Source organism: Enterobacter sp. FUJ80071, assembly GCF_038739915.1.
Taxonomy (GTDB): Bacteria; Pseudomonadota; Gammaproteobacteria; order Enterobacterales; family Enterobacteriaceae; genus Enterobacter; species Enterobacter kobei.
On the sequence record NZ_JBBXKH010000001.1, the window covers coordinates 2,902,927 to 2,926,372 of the forward strand.

The 23,446-nt window shown below is 55.5% G+C and carries 21 protein-coding genes and 1 pseudogene; 2 read left to right on the forward strand and 20 right to left on the reverse strand.

The features are described from left to right. Nucleotides 1-2: 2 nt before the first annotated feature. The 11 genes and pseudogenes from cheZ to AAER43_RS14200 all read right to left on the reverse strand — a co-directional run bounded on the left by cheZ (nucleotide 3) and on the right by AAER43_RS14200 (nucleotide 11,620). Nucleotides 3-647 carry a protein phosphatase CheZ gene (gene cheZ / locus AAER43_RS14150; RefSeq protein WP_014884340.1) on the reverse strand — a complete coding sequence of 215 codons (645 nt, stop codon included), beginning with the start codon at nucleotides 645-647 and terminating at the stop codon, nucleotides 3-5. A gap of 10 nt (nucleotides 648-657) precedes the next feature. Then, the gene (gene cheY / locus AAER43_RS14155) at nucleotides 658-1,047 is read right to left on the reverse strand and encodes a chemotaxis response regulator CheY (protein ID WP_000763862.1); all 390 of its coding nucleotides are present in this window, start codon (nucleotides 1,045-1,047) and stop codon (nucleotides 658-660) included. A 17-nt stretch (nucleotides 1,048-1,064) separates the two neighbouring features. Then, on the reverse strand, nucleotides 1,065-2,114 hold the full coding sequence (locus AAER43_RS14160) for a chemotaxis response regulator protein-glutamate methylesterase (RefSeq protein ID WP_057057824.1): 1,050 nt from the start codon (nucleotides 2,112-2,114) through the stop codon (nucleotides 1,065-1,067). Beyond that, nucleotides 2,111-2,977: a protein-glutamate O-methyltransferase CheR gene (gene cheR / locus AAER43_RS14165; RefSeq protein WP_014884342.1), complete on the reverse strand. Its 867-nt coding sequence runs from the start codon at nucleotides 2,975-2,977 to the stop codon at nucleotides 2,111-2,113. Before cheR ends, AAER43_RS14160 begins: the two co-directional genes overlap by 4 nt. Nucleotides 2,978-2,996: 19 nt before the next feature. Further along, nucleotides 2,997-4,598 carry a methyl-accepting chemotaxis protein IV gene (gene tap / locus AAER43_RS14170; protein WP_014884343.1) on the reverse strand — a complete coding sequence of 534 codons (1,602 nt, stop codon included), beginning with the start codon at nucleotides 4,596-4,598 and terminating at the stop codon, nucleotides 2,997-2,999. 44 nt (nucleotides 4,599-4,642) lie between these two features. Further along, nucleotides 4,643-6,310 (reverse strand): methyl-accepting chemotaxis protein II, encoded by a 1,668-nt coding sequence (tar, locus tag AAER43_RS14175; protein ID WP_057057823.1) that lies wholly within the window; start codon nucleotides 6,308-6,310, stop codon nucleotides 4,643-4,645. An 83-nt stretch (nucleotides 6,311-6,393) separates the two neighbouring features. Then, nucleotides 6,394-7,356, reverse strand: coding sequence for a spore coat U domain-containing protein (locus AAER43_RS14180; protein WP_057057822.1), 963 nt, complete (start codon nucleotides 7,354-7,356; stop codon nucleotides 6,394-6,396). Next, nucleotides 7,353-9,737, reverse strand: coding sequence for a fimbria/pilus outer membrane usher protein (locus AAER43_RS14185; protein WP_050861712.1), 2,385 nt, complete (start codon nucleotides 9,735-9,737; stop codon nucleotides 7,353-7,355). The genes AAER43_RS14180 and AAER43_RS14185 overlap by 4 nt, the downstream gene beginning before the upstream one ends. Beyond that, nucleotides 9,713-10,471, reverse strand: a complete 759-nt coding sequence (locus tag AAER43_RS14190; protein ID WP_050861711.1) for a molecular chaperone — start codon at nucleotides 10,469-10,471, stop codon at nucleotides 9,713-9,715. Before AAER43_RS14190 ends, AAER43_RS14185 begins: the two co-directional genes overlap by 25 nt. A gap of 16 nt (nucleotides 10,472-10,487) precedes the next feature. After that, a complete protein-coding gene (locus tag AAER43_RS14195) occupies nucleotides 10,488-11,036 on the reverse strand; it encodes a spore coat U domain-containing protein (RefSeq protein WP_032636170.1) in 549 nt (182 codons plus the stop codon). Between the two features lie 12 nt (nucleotides 11,037-11,048). Beyond that, nucleotides 11,049-11,620 (reverse strand): annotated as a pseudogene (locus tag AAER43_RS14200) (spore coat protein U domain-containing protein). 429 nt (nucleotides 11,621-12,049) lie between these two features. On the opposite strand from AAER43_RS14200, the gene AAER43_RS14205 reads away from it, so the two are divergent. Continuing rightward, nucleotides 12,050-13,309: a dicarboxylate/amino acid:cation symporter gene (locus AAER43_RS14205; RefSeq protein ID WP_014884350.1), complete on the forward strand. Its 1,260-nt coding sequence runs from the start codon at nucleotides 12,050-12,052 to the stop codon at nucleotides 13,307-13,309. 103 nt (nucleotides 13,310-13,412) lie between these two features. Here AAER43_RS14205 and cheW read toward each other — a convergent pair whose 3' ends face one another. The 6 genes from cheW to flhD form a co-directional block, all read right to left on the reverse strand. Further along, on the reverse strand, nucleotides 13,413-13,904 hold the full coding sequence (gene cheW, locus AAER43_RS14210; RefSeq protein WP_342701999.1) for a chemotaxis protein CheW: 492 nt from the start codon (nucleotides 13,902-13,904) through the stop codon (nucleotides 13,413-13,415). 19 nt (nucleotides 13,905-13,923) lie between these two features. Further along, on the reverse strand, nucleotides 13,924-15,972 hold the full coding sequence (gene cheA / locus AAER43_RS14215; protein ID WP_023337444.1) for a chemotaxis protein CheA: 2,049 nt from the start codon (nucleotides 15,970-15,972) through the stop codon (nucleotides 13,924-13,926). A gap of 4 nt (nucleotides 15,973-15,976) precedes the next feature. Continuing rightward, entirely contained in the window at nucleotides 15,977-16,906 is a 930-nt protein-coding gene (motB, locus tag AAER43_RS14220; RefSeq protein WP_014884353.1) for a flagellar motor protein MotB, read from the reverse strand. Then, nucleotides 16,903-17,790 carry a flagellar motor stator protein MotA gene (gene motA, locus AAER43_RS14225; protein WP_008500417.1) on the reverse strand — a complete coding sequence of 296 codons (888 nt, stop codon included), beginning with the start codon at nucleotides 17,788-17,790 and terminating at the stop codon, nucleotides 16,903-16,905. The genes motB and motA overlap by 4 nt, the downstream gene beginning before the upstream one ends. A 123-nt stretch (nucleotides 17,791-17,913) precedes the next feature. Further along, nucleotides 17,914-18,492 (reverse strand): flagellar transcriptional regulator FlhC, encoded by a 579-nt coding sequence (gene flhC, locus AAER43_RS14230; protein ID WP_014884354.1) that lies wholly within the window; start codon nucleotides 18,490-18,492, stop codon nucleotides 17,914-17,916. Nucleotides 18,493-18,494: 2 nt separating this feature from the next. Continuing rightward, nucleotides 18,495-18,845, reverse strand: coding sequence for a flagellar transcriptional regulator FlhD (gene flhD / locus AAER43_RS14235; protein WP_013096050.1), 351 nt, complete (start codon nucleotides 18,843-18,845; stop codon nucleotides 18,495-18,497). A gap of 794 nt (nucleotides 18,846-19,639) precedes the next feature. Here flhD and uspC point away from each other — a divergent pair. Next, nucleotides 19,640-20,068 carry a universal stress protein UspC gene (uspC, locus tag AAER43_RS14240; protein WP_014884355.1) on the forward strand — a complete coding sequence of 143 codons (429 nt, stop codon included), beginning with the start codon at nucleotides 19,640-19,642 and terminating at the stop codon, nucleotides 20,066-20,068. A 16-nt stretch (nucleotides 20,069-20,084) separates the two neighbouring features. Here the strand turns inward: uspC and otsA are convergent, their stop codons facing one another. The 3 genes from otsA to araH all read right to left on the reverse strand — a co-directional run bounded on the left by otsA (nucleotide 20,085) and on the right by araH (nucleotide 23,444). Further along, a complete protein-coding gene (gene otsA, locus AAER43_RS14245; protein WP_014884356.1) occupies nucleotides 20,085-21,509 on the reverse strand; it encodes an alpha,alpha-trehalose-phosphate synthase in 1,425 nt (474 codons plus the stop codon). Next, entirely contained in the window at nucleotides 21,484-22,287 is an 804-nt protein-coding gene (gene otsB / locus AAER43_RS14250) for a trehalose-phosphatase (RefSeq protein ID WP_045269602.1), read from the reverse strand. The genes otsA and otsB overlap by 26 nt, the downstream gene beginning before the upstream one ends. Before the next feature lie 176 nt (nucleotides 22,288-22,463). After that, entirely contained in the window at nucleotides 22,464-23,444 is a 981-nt protein-coding gene (gene araH / locus AAER43_RS14255; protein WP_014884358.1) for an arabinose ABC transporter permease AraH, read from the reverse strand. Between the last annotated feature and the right edge of the window lie 2 nt (nucleotides 23,445-23,446).

Sequence of the window (23,446 nt, forward strand, 5' to 3'; positions counted from 1 at the left end):
AATCAGAAGCCGAGGCTGTCCAGCAGATCGTCAACCTGATCCTGGCTTGCCACCACGCCCGCTTTGCTGGCGTCGAGCTGTGGGCCATTGAGCAGGCTTTCGTTCTCGCGTTTTGGACGGGCTGCCGGTTCCGGAATGTTCTCCAGCAGAACCATCAGCAGCTGGCGTTCAATCTCCTGAATCACATCCATCATGCGCTTGATCACCTGACCCGTCAGGTCCTGGAAATCTTGCGCCATCATGATATCCAGCAGTTGGGCGTTGGTGAAGCTGGTGTGGCCCGGCACATCCCCCAGGAACTGACGGGTATCGGTCACCAGCTCGCGGGCATTCGCCAGCTCAATCGGGTTCTCGAACCACTCGTCCCAGCGTTGGGTCAGCGCTTTCGCGCCTTTTTCCATCGCATCCTGATGGGGCTGCGACGCTTCAACGCTGTTCAGCGCACGTTCTGCCGCCTGGGCGGTCATCTGCACAACGTAGTCCAGACGATCTCGCGCGTCAGGAATCGCTTCCGCCGCTTCCGCAATCGCCTGATCCAGACCCAGCTCACGCAGGCTGTCACGCAGCATGCGCGTCAGGCTGCCAATACGGACGATGATATCGCTCGGCGAGTGTTCTTCAACGGGTTTCATAGCAGGTTGCAACATTTCCATCACCTCACATGCCGAGTTTCTCGAAGATCTTACCGAGCTTCTCTTCCAGGGTTGCCGCGGTGAATGGCTTCACCACATAGCCGCTTGCGCCCGCCTGTGCAGCAGCAATGATGTTCTCTTTTTTCGCTTCTGCGGTGACCATCAGAACCGGCAAGGACGCCATTCCCGCATCGGCACGAATGGTTTTCAGCAGCTCCAGACCGTCCATGTTTGGCATGTTCCAGTCGGAGATAACAAAACCAAACCCACCCGCCTGCAGTTTGTTCAGCGCATCAACGCCGTCTTCTGCTTCTTCAACGTTGTTGAAGCCCAGCTCTTTCAGCAGGTTGCGCACAATGCGACGCATGGTGGAAAAGTCATCCACAACCAAAAACTTAAGCTCTTTATCCGCCATAAAATAATACTCCTGAGTCAAATACGTATTGCCTGTCCGGCACTGATTTTCGCCAGCATCTGCTGGCTTACCTGGCTAAGATCGACCACTTCGCTCACGCCACCCATATTGATGGCCTCGCGCGGCATGCCGAACACCACACAACTTGCTTCATTCTGCGCAATCGTCCAGGCGCCAGCCTGGTGCATTGCAAGCATTCCGGCGGCACCATCGTTGCCCATCCCCGTCAGGATCACCCCAACGGCGTTGCGCCCCGCATGTTTCGCCACCGAATGAAACAGCACATCCACCGAGGGACGGTGCCGGTTGACCGGCGGTCCGTCATGAATTTTGATTTGATAGTTTGCACCGCTGCAAGCCAGCTCCATATGCTTATCACCCGGGGCGATATAGGCATGTCCCGGGAGCACGCGCTCGCCGTCTTCCGCCTCTTTCACGCTGATCTGACACAGCTTATTCAGGCGTTCGGCGAACGAGCGGGTAAAGCCTGGCGGCATATGCTGGGTAATCAGAATACCCGGACTTGAAAGCGGCAATGGCTGGAGTACATGACGAATTGCCTCTGTTCCTCCGGTTGACGCCCCAATCACCAGCAGTTTTTCCGAGCTGAGTAACGGGCCGGCCTTCAGGGTTGCCGGGGCGGCCATTGGCTTATGGGCCGCCAGTTTTGCCCGCGATGCGGTACGAATTTTCTCCGCGATCATCTCGCTATACGCCAGCATCCCCTCGCGAATACCGAGCTGCGGTTTGGTGACAAAATCTACCGCCCCCAGCTCCAGCGCGCGCAGGGTGATTTCCGATCCTTTCCCGGTCAGGGAGGAGACCATCACCACCGGCATCGGCCGCAGCCGCATCAATTTCTCCAGGAAATCGATGCCATCCATGCGCGGCATCTCGACATCCAGCGTGAGCACGTCGGGGTTATATTTTTTAATTAAATCCCGCGCGACCAGCGGATCGGGCGCCGTTGCTACCATCTCCATGTCGCTGTGGCTATTGATGATTTCAGTCATGATCTGACGCATCAGCGCTGAATCGTCGACAGACAATACCCTGATTTTACTCATGCTTTTTCCTTACTCAGCGCATATACCGTTTGCCCACGCAGGCTAAACTCTCGCGCGAGGTTGCTGAAGTTTTCCGAGTGCCCGGCAAACAGTAAACCGTCAGGCTTGAGCAACGGAACAAACCGACGCAGAATGTCCTGTTGCGTCGTTTTATCAAAATAGATCATGACGTTACGGCAAAAAATGGCGTCGAATGGCCCCGGCACGTTGTACTGCTTGTCCAGCAGGTTAACGGGCGCGAATTCGACGCAATTCGCCAGCTCCTGGCGTACGCGTACCAGGCCTTCATGCGGGCCTGTCCCACGCATGAAATATCGCTGCAACTGCTGCGGCGACAGCGTTTTCAGTTCGTCCTGGCGATACACGCCGTTGCGCGCCTTCTCCAGCACCTCGGTGTCGATATCGCTGGCGTAAACCTTCCAGCGCCCGGGCGCCATCCCAAGCGTGTCGGCAAGTGTGATTGCCAGCGAGTACGGCTCTTCACCGGTCGAGGCGGCCGCACTCCAGACGCGATACTCCCCGGTACGACGCCGCGCGTGCTCGGCCAGTACCGGGAAGTGGTGGGCTTCGCGGAAAAAGGCCGTCAGGTTAGTGGTTAACGAGTTGATAAAAGCCTGCCACTCTGCGCTGTTCTGGTTGGCTTCGAGCATGCTCAGATAGCGACCAAAATCATCCAGCCCCAGCGTACGCAAGCGCCGCACCAGACGGTTGTAGACCATGTCCCGCTTATGATCCGCAAGCACGATCCCTGCACGCTGGTAGATTAACTGACATATCCGACGAAAATGCGCGTCGGACAGCGCGAGGCGCTGTGTCATCTGCAACAATAATGACGTTTGCCCAGGGGGCATTGGTGATGTCATAGCGCCTTCTTAATTACATTCAGGATACAACTGGCACGGCCTGCGACCGCCCGACTTCTGTTACTGCTTCAACGTGCTCTTTCACATTAAATACCGCGACCAGCCCGGTGAGACGATCCGCCTGGCTGGCCAGCTGATCGGTTGCCGCTGCCGCTTCCTCAACTAACGAGGCATTCTGTTGCGTCACCTGATCCATCTGGCTGACGGCCTGAGCAACCTGCTCAATGCCGCGACGCTGTTCGTCCGACGCAGACGCAATCTCGCCCATGATGTCGTTAACCCGCGTGACGGAGGTGACGATCTCATGCATGGTATGCGCCGCCGTATCCACCAGGGCTGAGCCTTGCTGGACGCGTGATACCGACTCTTCAATCAGGACCTTAATCTCTTTCGCCGCGTTGGCGCTGCGGCTGGCCAGGTTACGCACTTCCCCCGCCACGACCGCAAACCCACGCCCCTGTTCACCGGCGCGCGCCGCTTCAACCGCGGCATTCAGCGCCAGAATGTTGGTCTGGAACGCGATACCGTCGATCACGCTGATGATGTCACCAATCTTTTGCGAGCTGGTGGCAATCTCCTGCATGGTGCTGGCAACGTGAGAGGCCTGATCGCCCCCTTTTTTCGCCGTCATTGCCGCCTGTTTTGACAGGTCAGACGCCTGACGCGCGTTATCGGCGTTCTGGCTGACCGTTGCGGTCAGCTGCTCCATGCTGGCCGCCGTCTGCGCCAGCGAGGCCGCCTGCTGCTCGGTGCGGGAAGAGAGATCGTTGTTGCCTGCCGCAATCTCTGAGATCCCGGTGTGCATGGCATAACTGCCCTGACGCACATCGGAGACGGTTTCCCGCAGGGCACCCTGCATCGCCTTCAGGCTGGCAAAGATCGCCGAAATTTCGTTCTTACCGAACACCGCCACCGGACGCGCCAGATCGCCCTTCGCAATACTGTCGAAGTGGCTGCTGATAATCGCCAGCGGCTGCACAATCATTTTGCGTGACCAGAGCAGTGCCCCACCGGTCAGTAGCCCCGCCAGAATCACGACGACGCCAAAGATCACACCCGACATGTGATAGCTGATACGGCTGTCTTCCTCTGCACGTTGAACAGACTGGTTAATATCCTGCTGCCACGCGTTAAAGCTGCCGTCGAACGCATCCTGTGAGGCCTGCACCGGCGCGGTCATAAAGTCCGAGAGCTGGTTGTTCTCAAGCCAGGTCGCCTGGTGGTCCAGATCGCTGTACCACTGTTCAAAGTTCTTCTTCATGGCGGCTTTCAGCGCGTGCTCTTTCTCGCTGCCCGCCGCCTGCGCCGTGAAAGCGTTAAACTGTGCGCCAGCCTGTTTCAGGCTGCTTCGCGCGGTGGCCATCAGCGCTTTAATGTCATCCGGCGGATAGCTCAGCGCGGTTAAGGTGCCCGCCTTGTTCAGCGCAGTGCTTGCCTGCAACAGCACGGCACGCGTTTGTGCCAGTGCGGAGCGCTGCTGATTACTCGCCTCAACATCCTGCAAATTCTGATAGCCATCGCGAAACGCCCAAAAAGACAACCCGTTACTGCCAACCTGCAACACACCGCAAAGGATCAGAATCAAAAACAGTGTGGTCGAGATACGAATACGATTTAACATCCACGCTCCCATCAAGCGGCAAGCAGCCGCGGTTTAATTGTCAGTCAAAATGTTTCCCAGTTTTCATCTTGTCCGGCCGTTGCAGCACGCAGGCGAGTTGCCGTCGATTCGGCGGCAGGCGCTTTATACGTGGCTTGCGCAGTGACCGTATTTCCAGCGAGTGAAGCGAGACGAAACGCCGAGACGGCCATCTTCAGACGACTCGCCTGGTCTTCAAGGGCAGCGGCCGCGGCCGCGGACTCCTGCACCAGCGCGGCGTTTTGTTGTGTCACGCGATCCATTTCCGATACCGCCAGGGCAACCTGATCGATACCACGACTCTGCTCATCAGATGCAGAGGCGATTTCACCCATGATGTCCGTTACGCGGGTAACAGCATTCACGATGTCATTCATGGTCTCCCCGGCGCTTTCCACCAGTACCGAGCCGGTATCCACGCGGGAGACGGAGTCTTCAATCAGGGCCTTAATCTCTTTCGCCGCGTTGGCGCTGCGGCTGGCCAGGTTGCGCACTTCCCCGGCAACCACCGCAAACCCGCGCCCCTGCTCACCCGCCCTCGCCGCTTCCACGGCGGCGTTCAGCGCCAGAATATTGGTCTGGAAGGCGATGCCGTCGATGACGCTGATGATGTCGGCAATTTTCTTCGAGCTGTCGGCAATTTCGTGCATGGTTTTCACCACGCCATCCACCACGCGGCCGCCGCGCTGCGCCGTCTCGGAGGCGCTTTCAGCCAGCTGAGAGGCCTGACGGGCGTTATCGGCGTTCTGCTTCACGGTTGCGGTGAGCTGCTCCATGCTGGCAGCGGTCTCTTCCAGCGCGGACGCCTGCTGCTCGGTACGGGATGAGAGATCGTTATTCCCCATCGCAATTTCGCTGGTGCCGGTATAGATGGCATCCGTGCCGCTACGCACGTTGGCGACGGTATCGATGAGCGAACGCTGCATATGGTCAACGCTGTTAGCCAGTTCGGTAATCTCATTGCGCCCGGAAATGGCCAGCGTTTTGGTTAGATCGCCACTGGCAATTTCACGAATGTGGGCAATGACGCGACCGAGAGGATTCAGCAGGATGTGGCGAATGCCGTACCACACCGCGACCAGGACAATAACCAGCGCCAGCGCCATCGCCGCCATCTGCCATTTCGCAAAGCGGTAGTCATTCTGGCTTTCCGTAAAGGCCGAGTGATACAGATCGCCACTGGCCTTCGCATATTCCCCGAGCGCGGCGCCGAGTGCGTTTTGCATCCCCTGCGTGGGCTGTGCGAAATAGGCGTCCATGTTGCCGCTCTCCAGGAACTGGATCAGCTCCGTCAGGCCAGCAAAGTAGGCAGTGTATTTTTCATCAATATTCTGGCTAACCTGCGCCATAGCAGGCTGCGGCGCGATCTGTTTGAAGGCGGCGTAGTGTTTTGCGGCGTCAGCCAGGGTGGCGCGGGCATTTTTCAACAGATCGGTCTTCGCGCTGCTCTGCTGATTGTTAGGGTCCATCATCATGCGCGCGGACGAGCGGCTCAGGTTGATACGCGTTTGCAGCATCAGATCCCACGTCGAGGTGAGTTCACTCTGCTGCAGGCGAAGATCGTTCGAGGCGGCGAAACTGTCCTGCTTCTGTTTTAATGACGAGAAAAAAAGCCCGCCGGAGATAAGCTGAAGTAGTGCGAAAATGACCAGCACCATCATAAGCATTGTGACAACGCGGATACGGTTCAACATACAACACCTTCTCATAGATTTATTAACGGTGTTATCGGCACAGGCCACAGGAACTTTACATTTGCGAAAGGGAAAAGCGTGGACTAAAACGCGACGTCAACAATCAGCGTATCGGTGTAGGTGCCAGCGGGCGGCGTAGTCTGACTGGTCAGGACCTTCGCGGTGTAGTTGTAGGTGCGCAGTAAACCGTCGGTGCTGACCTGGGACGCGGTCGCGCTGGTCCAGCGTTCGGCACCGCTGCCGCCCCAGCGGTTGGTGGTGGCTTCTTTATAAATGTCATAACTGAGGAAGTTGCTGCCGCTCACCATACGCCGTACGTTGTTCAGGGCGTTGGCACCATTATTAATGCCAATGGTGTAGGTGCTGCCTTTAGTACAGGTCACGGCAATGGCCTGCGAGACGGTGGGGAAACTTTGCACCAGCGGCGCGCTGTTAAAGTTCACGTCCGGCGTGGTCATGGCGCTGCAGTCACTGGTGACGGTCATGTTCAGCAGAATACTGGTTGTTGCGGTTCCCGGCTGGGGAGACGTACAAAGGCTTCCAAGACCGACGGCACAGACGTTGTAATTGATGCTGAAGGTCAACAGCACCTGGTAAGGCCCGGCCGTCACGTTTTGCCCGGCGACGGTGCGAAAATAGAGCGGTATGTTGTACCGCTTTGAGCCAAGCAACCCCAGCAGGGTGTTACCGCTCCAGGTATACGATTTACTTATCTGCACTTCGCTACTGCTCGCACAACCCGATAATCCACACAGCCGGGTGGGGATCACATCCGTAATACTCGTGTCGTCGGTGCGTTTAAGGTTGGCGCGGCTGTTGCCCGAAACCGACGCCGCGGTGTAATTCAACGTCACCGAATCGTTGGTCAGAACATTCAGTACCGCATCGCATGCCACCACCAGCGTACCGGTGGTTTCCACCTCCCCGGTGCCGCTAAGCGCAAACGACGTGACGCTGCCAAACGAGGCATTGACCGTACTGACGGTACACGCCGCCCAGCCCCCGCAGGAGAATAGCAGCAGCATCAACAGCAGCCAGCGTTTCACGGGCCCTCCCGACACACCAGCGGACCGTAGGTTTGCAGCTTATGCTGCGGATTAGGCCCCACGTTCAGGGTCGCCGTGCAGCGCTTCCCGGCAGGCGTGATCACCTCAAGCGGATTGACGTCGCTGAGATTCTCCAGCCAGGCGATCCCGTCATAGCCCACCACCGCATTACTGCGCGAGGCTCGCCGCACCTGGCTTCCAACCGGAATCGCTTGCCCTCGCGCATCATGCAGAATGACGCTTGCCACTCTCTCCTGCTCCATCGGGAAATCCACCAGATAACCGCTGTGACGACGGATGGCAATCCGCCGCTCTGTCTCTTTCAGCCGGGTATCCGCAGGCAGATTCAGCGTATCAATCCGGTAGCTTGCCGGGTAATACGCCGACACCCCGCTGACCAGCAGGTAACCGTTGTTATTCGTTTTACCCACGGGCTGGTTCTCATAGCTGACGGGCACGTCCGGATGACCGTCGGTGCTGATCACCACAAACGCATCGTTGATTTTGTTCGCCGCAAACAGCTCTCCGTCCATCAGGACAATCGCGCCCATTGCCTCGCCCCACCAGGTCATGGTGTCTCTTTCGCCGTAGCCGCCGCCCTGCAGTTCGATGTTGTTATTGCGCCAGCCCAGCGTACCCTGCTGATAATCACTGGATTTTGACTGATTTGCCCAGGCCATGTTCCAGCTAAAACCACCGTCAGAAGGCATGGAGTGGTTATAGTTAATCCGCTGCGTGCTGCCCGCATCCGGGGTGTTCTCAACGGTGACGGCAGCGCTGTCGCGTGCGCCCAGCGGCACCTGCAGCGAGAGCGCAACCGTCCAGTCCCCCCGCTGCTGGTCCCGGCTGCCGGCCAGGTAAATACTGCTTGCGCCCCACAGATTTCGGCTCCATGAGAGATTCAGCAGCTCCGTTTTTTGGCCGTCAAAGCTCTCTACGCCGATCCAGGCCGCGCCAATATTGCCGTACTGCCCCATGTTAAACGTCAGGGAATACTGGTCCGTATTGCGGCTAAAGCTGGCGATGGGTTTGTCGTTTTCGTCATACACCGTCGGCTGGTCATAAAGGGCAAGATTGCCCAAACCGCGATCGCGACGCGTGTGCTGGGTGGCCACGCTGAACTCGCTGGTATTGTACTGGTAACCCCAGTTGATTTGCCCGCCGTTGTCTCCGCGCATGCGGCTTTGTGAGTAAGAGGTGTTCACTACGCCAAACTGGCCGAGTTTGATCACCGTCCCTGCCCCGCCCAGCGCCAGCTCCTGCGCCCCTTCCGCATGGCCCTCCAGCGTCAGCCAGTCGGTCACCCCGTAGCGATACGAGCCGCTACCGGCAGCAGGACCGTAGTCAAAGTTCCTGATGCCATAGTTACGGCGCAGGCTGCCGAGCGTCACGGCGCCGTCACTCAGCCCTTGTTTGAGCAAATCGCTGGTGACATAAAACGGTAGCGTGGTACTCACCTGACGGCCCAGCGCATCGGTGGTGACCAGCACCGCATCCCCGGCACCGTTGATATAGGGCAGATTGGTCAGGGTGAAGGGGCCAGGCTGAAGCTGGGTTGAGCCAGAGCGATAGCCGTTGATAAACAGATCCACCGAGGTAGGCACCGCGGCTTCACCCGAAAACTCCGGCAGCGGCCATGTCACCAGGTCCGGGCGCAGGGAGAAATCACGTCCGTAGCTAATACCGCCCATCCGCACGCTGGAGGTCCAGCTCAGGGCATCGCTGATCACGTCCCCCGCGCTCAAGGTGGTCGCGTCATCCTCACGGGTTATCAGCAGCGTCGTGTCATAGCGAACATACCCTTCCTGTTGACCGTCGTTTCCGGTGAAATTTTTCCGGGCGTAGCCGGTGGAGGAGAACGAGCCGTTCTCGTTGAAGTAGCGGAATTCATGCCAGAGCGACGCCTGACCGCCGATATGTTCCGTGTGGTTGGTATACAGATCGTAATTCAGCAGCGCCCCGCGCCCATAGTGCGGTTTGGTCTGCGCCGTTTGGGCACTGAAAGGCGTCACCCGGGCACTGATCCAGTCGCGGGGAACGGTCAGCAACAGGCGCTGTGCGGCACTGTCATACGCCACACGAACCTGACTCAGTGAGGCGAGATTCACCTCGCCGGCGGGCACATGCTCCGGGGGGAGCCCCGCGCGCAGCAAATCGGCGCTGGAGATAAAGAAAGCGCCGTTACGTTGCGTCACGGGTACCACCAGACCGGTGTCGTAGTGGTTGAGCACGAGGGCAAGCTGGAAAACCGCCTCATCATTTACCGCCTGCGCCTGAGGAGGCGGCGGTAAACTGTCGTCACCGGGATCGGCCCAGGTTGTGGTGCTGACGCAAAGCAGTAGCATCATTGCCGGCTTCAGTTGACGGGCGTCGACTGCCATTGTTCATCCCTGGCATTAATCTGCGCGCTCATCCGGTCCGGCTGACGAACGCCAGCGGGTATTGGCCAGCTGCGGGTGCTGCCCGGGAGGACGTAACCCAGTAATCCCTCCGCTACGGTGCGTTTCTGTCCGCCCTGCTCCAGTGACACCTGGCTTAATCTGACATGCACATCCCCCTGATTACGTACCTGTAATGCAGGCTGTCCTCCCTCGTGGGTCACGCGCCAGCTCAGATTTCGGGTCTCGGCCAGGGCATGATGCGCCCCCTCTTTAAGGGTCGGGATACCCTGTCCGTAGACAAACAGCGGAATGGAATAGCGCATCTGTAATTTAAGGCCGATGGAGGGTTCGGCTTTCGCGTCGGGCTGGGGAATTTCATCAACAATAATGCGGTAGGCTTGTTCGACCCCGACAGGGACTGCGCTCTGTTTGATAAGGCGAATCAGCTGTTTATTGCCTTTGTGAATGGTGACAATGGGCGGGCTGGCGACCACGTCCTGCTGCGCGCTGTAGCGTTCGTATCCCCCCTCCTGCTTCCAGCGCACAATACGCACCTGCATCGTCGTTGCGCTGTTTCCCTGGTTCTGGATCCACAGCTCCGTGGCGTTGGCATCTGCGGCAAGCCAGGGATCGATGGGCCAGTGCAGAATGGTGGCCGCCGCCTGCGCCTCGCCTGTGGCCGCGACGCCTGATAAAACACCCGCCAGACACAACTGCCGGAACAATGGCTTCATCGACTCTCTCCCTTTATTACCATGACAAGGTCACGGTGAGCTGATCGGTATAGGTTCCTGCCGGGCTAAAGCCGGTCAGTAGCGCCACGCCAAACAGCGGCAGCGCGATGTTATTGCTGTTGGTATAGGTCACCGGTATTGCCTGGTTAACGCCAATTTCGCTGTTGGCGGCCAGCGAGCTGCTGCTGTAGAGCCGGTACGGCACCAGTTCTGTTCCTCCGGACCGCTTCATCCGACGGACGGATGAATAATTTTGACCGCCATTAATGCTCATGCTCAGCGCCACGCCAGGCGTACAGGCGATAGACAACGCCCCGTTTGGCACAAAGCTGGTACTGACTGGCGCGCTTTCCACCCCATTATGGGTGCCAAAATCCAGCGTACCGAGAAGCCCCCCGCTACCGGTGGCCACCGCGCAACCCGGTACAATGGTCGCGCTGACCTTAAAGGACTGCGATGTCACCGCCCCCGCAGCAGGTATCAGCAACAGCCCGACGATCAGCGCGAAAAAAGGCTGCACGCTTCCCTCTGCGCGTTTGCGCAGACCTGTAAAAGGGGCCTTCATGGCAGTGCAGATCTAATAGGTCACGCTGACGTTAATCGTGTCGGTATAGGTGCCGGGTACCACCGTTACGCTGTTCCCGCCTCCGGTAATGCGGCCGTACAGGGTATAACTGTCGACCCCACCTGCCGTAGACGCGATCGGCAACGCGGTGTTATTGGCAATCACAGAGTTGAACCCGCTGTCGCTGTACAGGCTATAAGCCACACCCTGTGCCGCGTTGGCCGTATTGACCAGGTAGCGCTCAGGCGTGCTGGCGACCCCACCACGGAGCCAGGGGCGGTGGAATGGGTATTGCCGGTTATCGCGACCGTATAGCTGGCGGTCGTACACTGGACGGTAAAGGTGTTTCCGCCGCTGGCGCCGCTCAACTGCGTCGTAAGGGTGGAAAACGTTGCGGGATGGGTACCAAAATCGAGCGTCCCGAAGTTAATACCACTTTGCGTGGGCGATCCGTTTATCAGGCAGCCGTTTGTCAGCGTCAGCGTCGCCCCGATGGTGCCGCTGCTGGTAACGGCCAGTGCCTGATGAACTACGGTCGTAGTCAGTAATGTGCCTGCACAGATCAAAAGGAGTTTTCTTTTCATTTACCACCCTCCAGAAGACGTCTCCGTTCCCTTGCAACATTTTATTTTTAACGTTCAAGATGTTAGCCCCGCTTAACGTTCCTCTGAGGGGGTTATTGAGAATTTAGTTTACGGATATCGCTTCGACCACCCGACGCAGGGTAGTCACAACCTATGTCTTATTGACAGCATTTATATTTTAAAAACAGAAAGTTAAACCGAATTAAAAGAATATTCGGGCGCGCAGGCTGAGGATATATCCGCAAAAGTGTGATAAGCGTCACAATATATCGTCTGCACATTAACAACAAAATTAATAAAACTTAAAAACTTGTTGTATCCCCCTACACTTTGCGTCAATTTATGTGCCGAATAATTCCCCGCGCAGCAATAAAAAATCTATATGTATCGGCGCGGGCGACATCTAAAGCGCATAGAGGGTCTTTTTTCGTGGCAAGTGCAAACAAACTCACACTCTTCATCGTGATATTCATGCTGGCGGGTATTCTTTCAGGGGCAGCAATTCATGAATACGCATCTGCGGATGCCATTAAAGCCTGGTCGGATAATATTACCCTGCTGACCGACATTTTCCTTCGTCTGATCAAAATGGTTATTGCACCCTTGGTCTTCAGTACGCTGACCGTCGGCATTATGAAACTGGGCGAAACCTCCACCATTGGCCGCGTTGGCGGTAAAGCGATGGTGTGGTTTATCAGCTCATCGGTGCTCTCCATTCTGGTCGGACTGTTTATCGTCACGCTGGAGCATCCGGGAAGTGGTCTGAACCTGACGATCCCAACCGAAGCGGTAGATACCGGTCTGGCCGTTGGAGGCATGACGCTGAAAGCGTTTCTGTCTCACACTATTCCAACCAGTATCGCAGGCGCGATGTCGAACAATGAGATCCTGCAGATTGTGGTGTTCTCAATGTTCTTCGGTATCGGCGGTGCGTCGCTGGGGCAGAAATTCAACGCGCCGCTGGTTGCCGCGCTGGATGTGGTTTCCCATATCATGCTGAAGGTAACCGGTTACGTGATGTACGTTGCGCCGCTGGCCATCTTTGCGGCGATCTCCTCCGTCATTGCCACTCAGGGCTTAGGCATTCTGTTGAACTATGCCTCCTTTATTGGCGGTTACTATGTTGCCATCCTTCTCACCTGCCTGGTATTGCTCGCCGTGGGCTATATGGTTTTGAAAAAAGAGGTGTTTCGCCTGGTCAGCATGTTGAAAGACCCGGTACTGGTGGCGTTCACCACCAGCAGTTCTGAAGCCGCCTACCCTAAAACGCTGGAGCAACTGGAGCGTTTTGGCTGCTCACGCAATATCGCCTCTTTTGTTCTGCCAATTGGCTACTCCTTCAACCTGGTGGGGTCGATGGTGTACTGCTCGTTCGCGTCGATGTTTATCGCCCAGGCGTATAACATTCACCTGAGTTTCTCAGAGGTAACGGTACTGATGTTAACCCTGATGCTGGCGTCAAAGGGGATTGCGGGCGTACCGCGTTCGTCCCTGGTGGTGCTGGCTGCGACCATTCCAAGTTTTAATATCCCGGTAGCGGGCATTCTGCTGCTGATGGGGATCGACCACTTCCTGGATATGGGGCGTTCAGCCATTAACGTGCTGGGGAACGGGATTGCGACCGCGATGCTGTCGCAGAATGAAGGGGCGCGGGAAGCGGAAGCTGAGCTGGTAAAGCAGGAAGCGTAAGGATATGAAAGGGGTGAGGCCTGATGCCCTCACCCCGACCCTCTCCCACAGGGAGAGGGAGCAAACATAAAAAACGGCAACCGGGTTGCCGTTTTGCATTTACCTACGCTACATGATTCGCCGCGATATCCAGCAGCGCCATCTCTTCGCTGTTCAGCAGCTTCTCAATGTTCACCAGAATCAGCATACGCTCGCCGAGCGCACCCAGACCGGTCAGGTATTCGGTCGACAGGGTGACCGCAAACTCCGGCGCAGGGCGAATCTGGTCAGAGGTCAGAGAGAGCACGTCAGATACGCCATCCACCACGCGCTGCCCCAGGTTCAGGACGATCACCACGGTGTTGTCATTGTAGTCAACGTCGCCCTGGCTGAACTTCACGCGCAGATCGACGATGGGCACAATGACGCCGCGCAGGTTGGTGACACCTTTAATAAAAGCAGGTGTGTTAGCGATGCGGGTAACCTGATCGTAACCACGAATTTCCTGCACTTTAAGGATATCGATGCCGTACTCCTCATCGCCTAAAGTGAATACCAGGAATTCCTGTCCTGATGGCTCGCCCGCCAGTTTCGTTACATTACTCATACCGGTCATGTTTTTACCTTCTACTTAATCAGGCGGCTGTGTACGCCACACGTTGTTCACGATTTAATCCCTGAAGCGCCGACACATCGACGATCAGCGCCACGCTACCATCACCCAGAATGGTCGCGGCAGAAATACCAGGCACTTTGCGGTAGTTGCTTTCGAGGTTCTTCACCACCACCTGATGCTGACCAATCAGCTGATCAACCAGCAGCGCATAGCGACGGCCCGCACTTTGCAGGATCACAACGATGCCCTGCGTGGCCTCTGTCTTCGCGCCGTCCACTTCGAACACTTTCCACAGTTCCACCAGCGGCAGATATTCCCCGCGCACTTCGAGCACGCGCTCACCGCCCGCCAGCGGATGCAGATCTTCTTCACGCGGCTGCAGGGATTCCATCACCGCGTTCAGCGGAAGAATGAACACTTCGTCTGCCACTTTCACGGACATCCCGTCGAGGATCGCCAGCGTCAGCGGAAGCAGGATGCGAATGGTGGTGCCGGAACCCTGCTTAGACTGGATCTCAACGTGACCGCCCATCTCCTGGATGTTACGTTTCACCACGTCCATGCCGACGCCGCGCCCGGAAACGTCAGTCACCTGCTCTGCGGTAGAGAAGCCGGGCGCGAAGATCAGCATCCCCACTTCTTCATCGGTCATGTTTTCGTTGACCGCCATGCCCTGCGAAATCGCCTTCGCCAGAATACGCTCGCGGTTAAGACCCGCGCCGTCATCGGTCACTTCGATGCAAATATTCCCGCCCTGATGTTCCGCAGAGAGAATCAAATTGCCCACCGGCGATTTTCCGGCAGCAATGCGGTTTTCCGGCAGTTCAATACCGTGGTCGAGGCTGTTACGCACGAGGTGCGTTAACGGGTCGATGATGCGCTCGATCAGGCTCTTATCCAGCTCGGTGGAGCTACCCATCAGCGTCAGTTCAATCTGTTTATTCAGTTTGCTCGCGAGATCGCGTACCAGGCGCGGGAAGCGGCTGAAGACATATTCCATCGGCATCATACGGATGGACATGACCGATTCCTGCAGATCGCGGGCGTTACGTTGTAACTGACCCATGCTGGTGATCAGATCGCCATGGGTAACCGGGTCCAGTTCATTAGAACGTTGTGCCAGCATCGACTGGGTGATCACCAGTTCGCCCACCAGGTTGATCAGCTGGTCAACCTTCTCAACGGCAACGCGAATGCTGGTGGATTCGCTGGAGCGCGCGGCCGGTTTTTCACCACGTGCAGGTGCAGCAGCGTCTTTTGGCACCGCTTTCAGCGCCGGGGCCGCAGGCGCGACAGCCGGGGTCGGAGCCTGAGCGATGACGGCCACCTCTTCCTGCGCTACTGGAGCTTCCGCTTCGGCGGTTTCGGTTTCGGTTTCGGTTTCGAAGGCAATCTGGTCGGCTTCAATCACAAAGCACAGCACCGCCACGATATCGTCCTGACCAATCCCGTCATCAAGCGTAGCGGCGAGGCTGTCTTTGCCTTTCACGACATTGCTTAACGTCGCCAGGTTACCCAGCTCTTCTTCCAGCAGGTTAACCTCATTCTCTTTCAGGCGTGAAAGCACAACACGCAATTTGCCCGCTTGCGCAGCGGCTGGCGCGGTTTCACCGGCACCAACCGCATCGACAACGCTCAGTTTTGCAGCAGGGACAACGGCTGCTGCGACCTCACCTTTTGCTTCCAGAGCGAGCTGGCGAAGCGCATTGCAGATATATTCAAAGCTGGCGGCATCAGGCTCTGCCGAACTTTTATAGGCGTCGAGCTGTTCCTGCATAATATCTTTGGTTTCCAAAAACAGGTTGATAATGTCGGTATTGAGCTGCATCTCACCGCGTCGTGCTTCATCCAGCAGGTTTTCCATTAAATGGGTTGTTTCCTGCAGGATGGTAAATCCAAACGTTCCGGCTCCGCCCTTAATGGAATGCGCCGCACGGAAGATGGCATTGAGCTGCTCGGAGTCCGGTGCTTCGGGCACCAGGTCGAGCAAATGTTGCTCCATATCGGCCAACAATTCGTCGGCTTCATCAAAGAATGTCTGGTAAAAATCGCTAATATCCATGCTCACGCTATCACCTCGGATTGGCTGGTGGCGATGTTGGAACGGCAGCCGAAGGAACGGCCCCAGGCTGTTTTAAATCGTCCAGTGACTCATTCTGACTTTCGGCGTTTTCATGCAGGATGGCCTGCTCCGCCTGCTGGTTCAGCACTAAAAGACTGATACGACGGTTGATGGCGTCATCCGGCCCGCGGTCGGAGACGCGCATGGTTGCTGCCATGCCGACCACGCGCAGTACCTTGCCATCATCAAGCCCACCGGCCACCAGCTCGCGACGCGAGGCGTTGGCACGATCGGCAGAAAGCTCCCAGTTGCTGTATCCCTTCTCCCCACTGGCGTACGGGAAATCATCCGTGTGGCCTGACAGGCTGATTCGGTTAGGAATGCCGTTCAGCACCGGTGCAATAGCGCGCAGAATATCGCGCATGTACGGCTCAACCTCAGCGCTGCCGGTTTTAAACATCGGACGGTTCTGGCTATCAATGATCTGAATACGCAACCCTTCCTGCACCAGATCGATTTTCAGGTGCGGTCGCAACGCACGCAGTTTGGGGTCAGCCTCAATCAGCTGATCGAGATCGCCACGCAGTTTTTTCAGACGCGCCTGTTCCATCTTCCTCTTCAGCTCGTCGATGTTCGGCTCTTTTTTCACCTCACCCTTCTGCTGGGTGTAATCATCACCGCCGCCAGGAATGGGGCTGTCGCTGTTAGAGATACGCGGCCCACCGGTCACTGCCGTCGCCAGCGGCGTACGGAAATATTCGGCAATCTGGATCAGTTCTTTCGGGCTGGAGATGGAGATCAGCCACATCACCAGAAAGAACGCCATCATTGCAGTCATAAAGTCGGCGTACGCGATTTTCCACGAGCCGTGCGCGCCATGCCCACCGCCCTTGTGCTTGCGTTTTTTTACGATGACGATCGGATGGGACTGGTTTTTCATGCGTCCTCAGTTGTCGTCTGTTGGTTTGGGTTTTTCACCGCGCGCACGTGTTCTTCAAGTTCGATAAACGACGGACGCTCGCTGGAGTAAAGCGTTTTACGGCCAAATTCAACCGCGATCGGCGGCGCATAACCGTTGAGGTTTGAGAGCAGCGTGATCTTCACGCACTGCATCATTTTGGTGGTTTCCGCGCTCTTCTGGCGCAGGACGCTGGCCAGCGGAGAGATAAAACCATAAGCCAGCAAAATACCGAGGAAGGTCCCTACCATCGCATGGGCAATCAGCGCGCCCAGTTCGGCCGCCGGACGATCCGCCGACGCCAGGGCATGTACCACCCCCATCACCGCCGCAACGATACCGAAAGCCGGAAGCGAGTCACCCACCAGCGCCAGGCTGTTGGCCGGCACTTCAGATTCGCTTTCGTGGGTTTCGATCTCTTCATCCATCAGCGCTTCGATTTCGAAGGTATTCATATTGCCGCTAATGATGAGTCGCAGATAATCGACGATGAAATCCAGCATCATGGCATCAGCCAGAATGCGCGGATAGCTGGCAAAAATTTCGCTCTCTTTCGGGTTTTCAATATCCCGCTCAAGAGAGAACATCCCCTGCTGACGTGACTTCGCCATCAGGCGATAGAGCAGCGCCAGCAGATCCATATACATGCTTTTGGTATATTTCGAGCGACGGAACAGCAATGGAATGGCTTTCAACGTGCCCTTGATGGATTTGCCGTTGTTACCAACGATAAAAGCCCCTACCCCTGCGCCGCCGATGATAATAAGTTCAGCCGGTTGATAGAGTGCTCCAAGGTGCCCGCCGGTCATCATGTAACCGCCGAAAACTGTACCGAGAACTACCAGGTAACCTAATAAGATAAGCACGACATCATCCTTCCGCTAGTGACTATGGCAAGGACGTTCAGTTCGTAGCGTTTACCGTTTGAGGGGTAAAAAAAAGCAGCGGTAATGACTTACCGCTGCTGGAATCTTGCCCACACGTTCGGGTTAAACAGCTTGTTCGATCTGTTCATCCAGCAGTTGTGGAATAATATCGGCAGCATCCCGGGAAAGTTTACGTCTTTTTACTGCGCGGGATGGAGGCTGGCATAAACTACAGGCGAAGCTGCCAACAGGCTGATGAGCATGGGTAATAAAATTGCCATCGCAGCAATTGCAGCGCGACAATTCAAGCATTCCGCTCTCAACAAAACGTACCAGCGTCCATGCTCGGGTCAGTGCCAGCAGGGGGCCTTCGTCCTGCTGCGGGCATTGTTCAAGGTAAAGTTTATACGCTTTGATCACGGCGTCGACGCCGCTACACAAACCGGTTTTCAGAAGGTATTGCCAGGCGTTACAGAACATCGATGCGTGGATATTTTGCTCCCACGTCATAAACCAGTCTGTCGAAAACGGCAACATGCCTTTCGGCGGGGGACTACCACGTAACTCTTTATACAGTTTAATGAGGCGACCACGGCTCAGCTGAGTCTCGCTTTCCAGCATTTGTAAACGAGCACCCAGCGTAATCAGCTCCATGGCAAGCTGTATGTCACGCGCTTCCTGAACAATGCTTTTCTCGCTCATTGCTAGGCCCTTTTCTTACGGGCTGCGTCATCAGGCTGGCTGATTTCGTTAAGCAAGCGAGTGGAGAGAAGAATACCGGTATGGATCTGTTGCAGATCGTCAACACGGGATTCCTGCGTCAGACGCGTGATCGTCTGCGGATTGTCAAAACGGAACTGGCAAACCAGTTGATTCGTTTCGGCCAGTTTTACCATCTGCGGGAGGGTTAAACCACCCAGCATGGTTGCCATTTCTTCGTTAATACCCAGACGAAACATCGCGGACGCTTTGTCCTGACTAATTAAACGCTGCGCGAGCAGTAAATATGACAAATTGATGTCATAGATATGTTTTAGCAACTCGGATGTATGCATTGTTCCCATCCCGAATAACCAACTATTATTTTTATGCGGAAAGACCGCACCCCGTGATGTCGCCGGGAAATCACCCGGTATAAAAAGAAAAGGCTAAATGCATAGTTGAATCTAGGTTTGTATTCATCGAAACGCGCAAGAGTCGAAACGCAGTAACGTCTCTTACGTGGTTTATCATTTCTTACAAATAACTAAGATTTTTCCTAATTCGACGCAAACTCTACTCGTCAGATTTGCCACATACAATGCAGCCACCCTCAAATTTAAAAAAAATGTGATCTACGTCACACAATTTAAGTGAATATCCTCCATAAATCCATCAGTATGACTTGTAGTTTGTTCATTTTTTGCCCATTTGGCACAGTTTTGTATTCTTAATCGACGAATAGTCATGCAGAAGGGTGAAGCGAACTGGCATGTATCGTGCTTTTCCTGCCGTGAGCGCGCCCCGGAAACCTTCACAAGATGCTCATCTTAAGGAAACATTTTTCTTACCGTGAAAAAACATAGAGTTATGCAAGCCGCCCACAAAAATTGTTTCAGAGCGTGATCATTCGAAATATGTTTATAACGGGTTAAAACGATTTAACGGCAAAAGAGGGAAATTGTGTGATTTACGTTAAGTTGTTAATTTTTTTCATTTAGACGCGTTTTTCAGTTATTCTTCTTATAAGAATAATTAATGAATAATTATGATAAGCTTCACACTAATGTCGTAATCCCCTCTTGCAGATCCTGGTCATTCGCGGTAATGGTGATCACACGCTGTCTTTCAGACATCTAAGGAGTGCGCCATGAGTTACTCCCATCTGCTTGTATCTGTTGCTGTTTCCCCCGAAAGCCATCTGCTTGTTTCCCGGGCCGTGTCCATCGCCAGGCCCAGCAATGCGCGCATTAGCCTCATCACGCTTGCAGCCGAACCCGAGATGTATAATCAGCTGGCAGCCCCCATGCTGGAAGATATTCGTGAGGTATTGCAGGAAGAAACACAGCAATTTCTGCGAGAGTTGGTAGAAAAGGCACAATATCCTGTTTACGAGACCGTAATTGCGACCGGTGAACTTAATGCTCATATTCTCGACATGTGTCGCAAACAGAATATTGATTTAGTAATTTGCGGGAACCATAACCACAGCTTTTTATCTCGCGCAGCTTGCGCGGCAAAATCGATTGTCGCGTCAAGCCAGGTTGATGTGCTGTTAGTGCCGCTTGGGGGGTCGTAAACCTCCCGGAGGAATATCAGGCGAGTTTAGGGAATGTTGCGATCTTTTTTTGCAGATCGCCTTCATGGCTTTGCGGCGTTATTTCGCGGAGATCCTGAATAAAACGCGCCTGCCAGTGATTAATATCGTTCTTACGGATCGTTTCCATCATCTCAGCATGGCGTGAAATGCGCTCCGTCAGCGGCATGGTCAACGCGCGGTTGAGGGCATTAGCCACGTCATCCCTATCGTAAGGGTTCACGATAAGCGCTGACGTGAGCTCATTCGCCGCCCCGGCAAACTGGGAAAGCACCAGTACCCCAGGGTCCGCCGGGTCCTGAGCCGCCACATACTCTTTTGCCACCAGGTTCATCCCATCACGTAACGGGGTGACCAGCCCCACGTCTGCATAGCGGAAGACTTTCATCAGGATTTTGCGGTCAAAATGCTGATTCAGGTAAAAGAGCGGCGTCCAGCCAAGCTGACCATAACGACCATTGATGCGCCCCGCTTCCGTTTCCAGCTGGTGACGAATATCCTGGTAGGCCTGAACTTCACCGCGCGACGTTGGCGCTATCTGGGTATAACGAATTTTACCGTGGTGCTGAGGGTATTTATCCAGCAGCGTTTCATAGGCCAGGAAGCGTTCCGGTAGCCCTTTGGAATAATCCAGACGCTCTACCGAGAAGATATTCTTCACATGCTTGAGTTCATTCTTAAGCTGCGCCAGCTTCGGCGGCAGCGGGCCGGAAGCCTGATCCGCAATCTCGTCGGGTTCAATCCCAATCGGATACACTTCGGTGTGGAAGGTTTTCCCCCACGCCGTATGGGTCTTGCCGCCTTTTGTCATCAGTCGCGTTTTACCTGACACCGAATCCAGGAACGCGAGGCGGTCATTTTCGGTCTGGAAGCCCAATAAATCGTAATCACACAGCCCCTCCAGCAGCGCTTCATGCGGCGGCAGTGCGGTAAAGATCTCCGGCGTCGGGAACGGTATGTGCAGGAAGAAGCCAATCCGGTTGTTTACTCCCCTTTTACGCAGCTCTCGGGCGAAGGGCAGCAGGTGGTAATCGTGGATCCATAAAATATCGTCTTCCTCTATAAGAGGCAGCAGTTTATCCGCCAGCAGCGCGTTGACGCGCGAGTAGCCTTCGAAGGATTCACGCTGGAATTTGACCAGGTCAAGACGATAATGAAACGCAGGCCACAGCACGGCGTTGGAGAATTGCGAGTAATACTCGTCATAGTCTTTCTCTTTCAGCGCAAAGGATGCCCACGTGATATTCCCACGCGTCACTTTGTTAAGCGGTTTCTCTTCTTCACTGATTTCACCACTCCAGCCAAACCACAGCCCACCAGCAGCTTTCAAGGCACCTAACACCCCTACCGCCAGGCCACCTGCACTGGATTTTTTATCATCAGGCGGTGCAATTCGGTTAGAGACGACGACTAAGCGACCCATAATGGTTTCCCCCTTTGTTTTGCGCTATTTGTTGTTGTTGCTGGTTAGCGATATCAGATATCCACTGCCAGACGGCGTCGACATTTGCCAGACGCCATTCTGCGACAGTGTTACCAGGCCCCACCTTAACGGCGATCCCTCCGGCCTGATTCACCACGCGAAATCCGGCCTCGTCGGTCAGATCATCGCCTAAAAATACCGGTATACGTCCCTTAAATGGCGGTTCCGCCATAAACGCCGCAATAGCAGCACCTTTATTAATCCCCTCAGGTTTTATCTCAACGACACACTTCCCCGGCTGCAGCGCGAGCTGCGGGTGTGCATCGACCACGCTACGGGCAATCGCAAATATCGCTGCTTCGTGATGCGGTGCCTGCCGATAGTGCAAGGCGAATGCCATGCCTTTCGCTTCCAGTTCCGTACCCGGGAGTGACGCCAGCGCCGTGGAGAGTTCAGTGTGTAACGCCTGAATTAAGGTATCGGGGAGTGATACAACATGCAGTTGATCATGGATATCGCGGCGCTCCGCTCCGTGTACACCGGCTAGCGGAAAGTGGTAAGGACTGGCGAGCACATCCAGCTCGGCCATTGAGCGCCCTGAAATCAATGCCAATGCGCCCTCGTTCAGTCGAGAGAGCTGCTGCAAATTCTCTAGCACCGTATCCGGTACGACCACGTCGTCAGGATGCGGCTGGATCCCGGCGAGCGTCCCGTCGAGGTCAAAAAAGAAAGCATATTTTCCGGGCAGTACAGGCGGTGCGGTTAACGAGTCAGCCACCCTTTTCCTCCTTACAGTTGATGAGAGGTAAACGCCTTTACCTCTTTCATAGCCATGTAAGTATAGACAGTGTGATGGGGCTCGCCATTTGACAACCGCCCCGCCAGCAAAACTGGCGAGGCGGTTCAGGGGTCAACTATGGTTATAAGTTGAGCAATAAAAAGTCAGCGTCGGGGTTACACGGTACGCTTTGCTTTTTGCTTGTAACGGTCGAATATCACCGCCGCCAGCAGGATCAGACCACGCACCACGTACTGAGAGAACGGCGAAATATTCAGCAGGTTCATGGCGTTCTCTACCGTCCCTAAAATCAGGATACCGGCCACCACATATGAGATTTTTCCGATGCCACCCTTGAGGGAAACACCCCCTAAAACGCAGGCAGAAATGACGATCAGCTCATAACCAATCGAGGTCATTGGCTGGCCGCTGGTCATACGCGAGGCCAGAATAATCCCGGCGGCGGCAGAAACCAGTCCCGAGAGGACAAAGATAATAATCTTGGTGCGCACCACCGGCACACCGGCCAGACGTGCGGCTTCTTCATTGCCCCCGATCGCCAGAGTATTGCGGCCAAACGTGGTCCGGTTGAGCAGGAAGCCGAACAGGATCAGGCAGGCCACGGTGAGCCAGATTGGCGCAGGCAGGCCCAGCCAGTTGGCGTAACCCAGCGTAAAGAAGCGCTCGTCCTCAATCCCGACCGCTTTACCGTCGGAGATGATATAGGCCAGACCTCGCACAATTTGCATCGTCGCAAGCGTGGTGATCAGGGCGTTAATCTTCAGACGAGCAATGACAAAACCGTTCACCAGGCCGCTAAGCACGCCGAGTAACAGACCCGCCAGCACGCCAATCCACAAGCTTTCTGTCATGTTGATCACCACGGCGGTGGTCACGCCCGCACAGGCGATAACAGAGGCCACCGACAGATCGAAATCACCGGAGGCCAGACAGAACAGCATACCGCAGGCCACCATGCCGGACATGGAAATGGCCAGGCCCAATCCTTTCATATTAATGAAAGTGGCAAAGTTAGGGACGAAGATCGCACAGGCGACGAAAAGTGCGGCAAAGACCACCAGCATGCCGTACTGATCCCAGATACGACCAAAACTAAAAGCCGACTTCGGCGCTCCGGATGTAGTAACAGAGGACATCA

What these genes read in the sequence shown, in the direction of transcription:
- cheZ (WP_014884340.1), bottom strand. Translation starts at nt 647, where the DNA reads ATGTTGCAACCTGCTATGAAACCCGTTGAAGAACACTCGCCGAGCGAT.
- cheY (WP_000763862.1), bottom strand. Translation starts at nt 1,047, where the DNA reads ATGGCGGATAAAGAGCTTAAGTTTTTGGTTGTGGATGACTTTTCCACC.
- AAER43_RS14160 (WP_057057824.1), bottom strand. Translation starts at nt 2,114, where the DNA reads ATGAGTAAAATCAGGGTATTGTCTGTCGACGATTCAGCGCTGATGCGT.
- cheR (WP_014884342.1), bottom strand. Translation starts at nt 2,977, where the DNA reads ATGACATCACCAATGCCCCCTGGGCAAACGTCATTATTGTTGCAGATG.
- tap (WP_014884343.1), bottom strand. Translation starts at nt 4,598, where the DNA reads ATGTTAAATCGTATTCGTATCTCGACCACACTGTTTTTGATTCTGATC.
- tar (WP_057057823.1), bottom strand. Translation starts at nt 6,310, where the DNA reads ATGTTGAACCGTATCCGCGTTGTCACAATGCTTATGATGGTGCTGGTC.
- AAER43_RS14185 (WP_050861712.1), bottom strand. Translation starts at nt 9,737, where the DNA reads ATGGCAGTCGACGCCCGTCAACTGAAGCCGGCAATGATGCTACTGCTT.
- AAER43_RS14190 (WP_050861711.1), bottom strand. Translation starts at nt 10,471, where the DNA reads ATGAAGCCATTGTTCCGGCAGTTGTGTCTGGCGGGTGTTTTATCAGGC.
- AAER43_RS14195 (WP_032636170.1), bottom strand. Translation starts at nt 11,036, where the DNA reads ATGAAGGCCCCTTTTACAGGTCTGCGCAAACGCGCAGAGGGAAGCGTG.
- cheW (WP_342701999.1), bottom strand. Translation starts at nt 13,904, where the DNA reads ATGACCGGTATGAGTAATGTAACGAAACTGGCGGGCGAGCCATCAGGA.
- motB (WP_014884353.1), bottom strand. Translation starts at nt 16,906, where the DNA reads ATGAAAAACCAGTCCCATCCGATCGTCATCGTAAAAAAACGCAAGCAC.
- flhC (WP_014884354.1), bottom strand. Translation starts at nt 18,492, where the DNA reads ATGAGCGAGAAAAGCATTGTTCAGGAAGCGCGTGACATACAGCTTGCC.
- flhD (WP_013096050.1), bottom strand. Translation starts at nt 18,845, where the DNA reads ATGCATACATCCGAGTTGCTAAAACATATCTATGACATCAATTTGTCA.
- uspC (WP_014884355.1), top strand. Translation starts at nt 19,640, where the DNA reads ATGAGTTACTCCCATCTGCTTGTATCTGTTGCTGTTTCCCCCGAAAGC.
- otsA (WP_014884356.1), bottom strand. Translation starts at nt 21,509, where the DNA reads ATGGGTCGCTTAGTCGTCGTCTCTAACCGAATTGCACCGCCTGATGAT.
- araH (WP_014884358.1), bottom strand. Translation starts at nt 23,444, where the DNA reads ATGTCCTCTGTTACTACATCCGGAGCGCCGAAGTCGGCTTTTAGTTTT.